Here is a 2,655-nt window from a genome sequence, read left to right as displayed (position 1 = left end):
ATTGCGGCCCGCGCTGCGCGCGGGCTGCGTCGCTTCGCTCCTTGCGCGAAGCCCCGGGGGGCTCCTCCGGACGCCCGCCCCCCGGGGACCGGGGGACGGGCTGAAGTCCGTTGTGGCCGGGGCGAGGAGAGCGGTCTCGTTGTTGTCCGCCGGCGCCGTCGTGGTGGACGCGATGGGCTGAGGTCGAGGAGGGCCAGGAGGAGCTGCGCGACGTCGACGGGTGCGGGCCGGCCCGGGGTCGGGGGAGGGAAAAGCGGCTGGCAAGGAGGGGGGTCGGCGGGGCCCGGACGCCCTCTTAAAGATCGTGGAACTTCCGGGAAAAACCCTGGTCAGACCCCCTTTTCCACTAGGTGATTCGGTCCAATGCTGGTAATATTGAGCTTGTTGGAAGGGGGTGGCACCCCGGACAACGAGAACCCCTCGAAACCCGCACCACACGGAGGCAGACGACATGACCGCGAAGCTCACCACCGCCCAGATCGGAACGCAGCTCCGCGAGAAGGCCGCGCAGACGCCCGGCTACTGGACCGGCGGATGCGCCAACTGGGACTGTGCCAACACGGTGTGCGAATACGTCGTAGCCGACGAATATTACGCCTCGTACGAGGACGCGCGCGCCGCTGGCGTGGAATGGGGAATGCGCGTCTGCCGCTCGTGCAAGCGCAACGTCTGGACTGACGCCCTTGTGCTCCTGAAGCGGGAGCGCGTTTCGCTGGTCCGCCGCCCGCGCTGCGAATTCAGCACCAAGACGGGATGCCACCTTTCCGGTAAGTATTTCGTGCAGGTCTCCGGCGAGCGCAAGTGGTACTGCGCCCACGACATCGCCCTTTACGTCCGTGCCGAATTCGACGTCTACCGAATCGACAAGCAGGGGCGAATCATCCACGCGACCAAGAAGCTGAGCGAGATTTTCAACGGCTGACGGGTCTCTCCACCCCGCCGGGGCGGCGGATGGCACCGCCGCCCCGGCAACTCGAAACCGTTCAAGGAGAAACGCACCATGGCGTCAGACATCTATCCGCAGGACGTGTTCCACCCTGACCGCTCCCGCGCCGAGGGGTACGCGTGGGGATTCCTGGACAGCGAATGGCTTTCCGTCCTCGGCTCCCACTGGGAGCGCATCCCGCTCCCGGAGTCCCCGGAGGACGCCGCCAGGCCCGGCGTGACCATGCTGCGCGACGGCGAGCCCAAGCCCTACACGCTGGCCAAGGTCCGCCGAGACGGACAGGGCATCTTCCGGGTGCTGGAAGTCGTCCGCACCTACACCCCCGAGCGCCGTTAGGCCCGTCCCGGGCCGGGCCAGCGCGGCCCGGCCCGGGACCCCGGCAAGTCCCAGAAATCCCCTGTTCAGGAGCCCTTTACGGCTTCCGAATCCGGCTCAATGCTGGTAATATTTAGCTTGTTGGAAGGGGGTGGCACCCCGACCAACACCACTCGAAACCCGAACCGAAAGGCGGACCCCATGGCCAAGCTGACTACCGAGCAGGCGACCCAGCACCGCAAGGCGCTCGCGCTGGTGGACCTGGACCGGGACCTCACGCTCACCGAGCGGGAATTCGTCATCGACCATTACATGGAAACCGCAGACGCCCGCCTCGACGGCGCGTTCTTCACCCCGGACGGACTCGCGCGTGACATGTCCATCGAGGTCAACGGAAAGCGCGTCATCGACCTGTGCGCCGGGATCGGCCGCCTCGCCTTCGCCTGCCGAGACACCGACTGGGAGCGCCTGAACAACGAGCAGCCGCGCGAACTGGTCTGCGTCGAGCGGAACCCGGAGTACGTCCGCGTCGGCAAGAAGGTCTTGCCCGAGGCGACATGGATTCTCGGCGACGTCTTCGACGTCCCCGGCATGGACCTGGGAGGCCCGTTCGATACCGCCATCGGGAACCCGCCGTACGGAGCCGTCGCCCGGGGTGGCCGCACCGCACCCCGCTACACCGGCGGACGATTCGAGTATCACGTCATCGACATCGCTGCGACCGTCGCCCGCAGGGGCGTGTTCATCGTCCCCCAGGAAATGGCCCCCTTCCGCTACAGCGGCCGGACAAGCTTCACCGAGGAGCGCACCGATGCGTACAACCGGTTCGAGCGGCAGACCGGCATCACGCTGGGGCACACGGTCGGAATCGACACCTCGCACTACCTCGACGAGTGGCGCGACGCCGCGCCGCGAACCGAGATCGTCCGTGCGGACTACACGAACGCCCACCACTCCGGCACCGCCCCGGCTGCACGACCGGCCCCCGAGCCCCAGCCGTCCCGTGACTGGACCGGCATGGGTGCCACCGACTTCAGCACCCGCCCGAAGGCGGCACAGGTGGCCATGTTCGACGTGGGCGACGACGCCGCCACTGGCACCATCGGACTGTTCGACGTCTGACCGGCGGCCCGTACGGCGGAACCCCCGCCGTACGGGCCGCTCCCGCCGTGCGCGGTGCGCGGTGGGCGGCGGCCGGCCGGGGGTGGCCGGGCCGGGCGCGGAGCGCCGCCGGGGCGCAGCGCCGTGGGCGCCGGCTCCGGCGTCGGGGCGCAGCCCGGTGCGCAGCGCCGTGGTGGTGCACCCGTCCTTCGGCCGGGTGCTGGGGGCTTCTCGCCCCCAGGCCCCTCGCCAGCGCCCAGGGCGCGCTGGACCGCCCAGGTGGAAAGACGACG

3 protein-coding genes are annotated in these 2,655 nt (G+C 69.2%); all 3 read left to right on the top strand.

Annotated elements, in window-relative coordinates; all coding sequences use genetic code 11:
* Positions 1 to 451: 451 nt before the first annotated feature.
* The 3 genes from ACWCQM_RS40850 to ACWCQM_RS40840 all read left to right on the top strand — a co-directional run bounded on the left by ACWCQM_RS40850 (position 452) and on the right by ACWCQM_RS40840 (position 2,383).
* Positions 452 to 922 carry a hypothetical protein gene (locus tag ACWCQM_RS40850; protein WP_450920128.1) on the top strand — a complete coding sequence of 157 codons (471 nt, stop codon included), beginning with the start codon at positions 452 to 454 and terminating at the stop codon, positions 920 to 922.
* Between the two features lie 78 nt (positions 923 to 1,000).
* Complete coding sequence (locus tag ACWCQM_RS40845) at positions 1,001 to 1,282, top strand: hypothetical protein (protein WP_450920127.1); 282 nt, start codon at positions 1,001 to 1,003, stop codon at positions 1,280 to 1,282.
* Between the two features lie 180 nt (positions 1,283 to 1,462).
* A complete protein-coding gene (locus tag ACWCQM_RS40840; protein ID WP_450920126.1) occupies positions 1,463 to 2,383 on the top strand; it encodes a methyltransferase in 921 nt (306 codons plus the stop codon).
* The last annotated feature ends 272 nt before the right edge of the window (positions 2,384 to 2,655 follow it).

It is taken from the genome of Streptomyces sp. NPDC002125, assembly GCF_053593715.1.
Note: the sequence above shows the minus strand (reverse complement) of the source record. Positions and strands in the feature narration are given on the sequence as shown.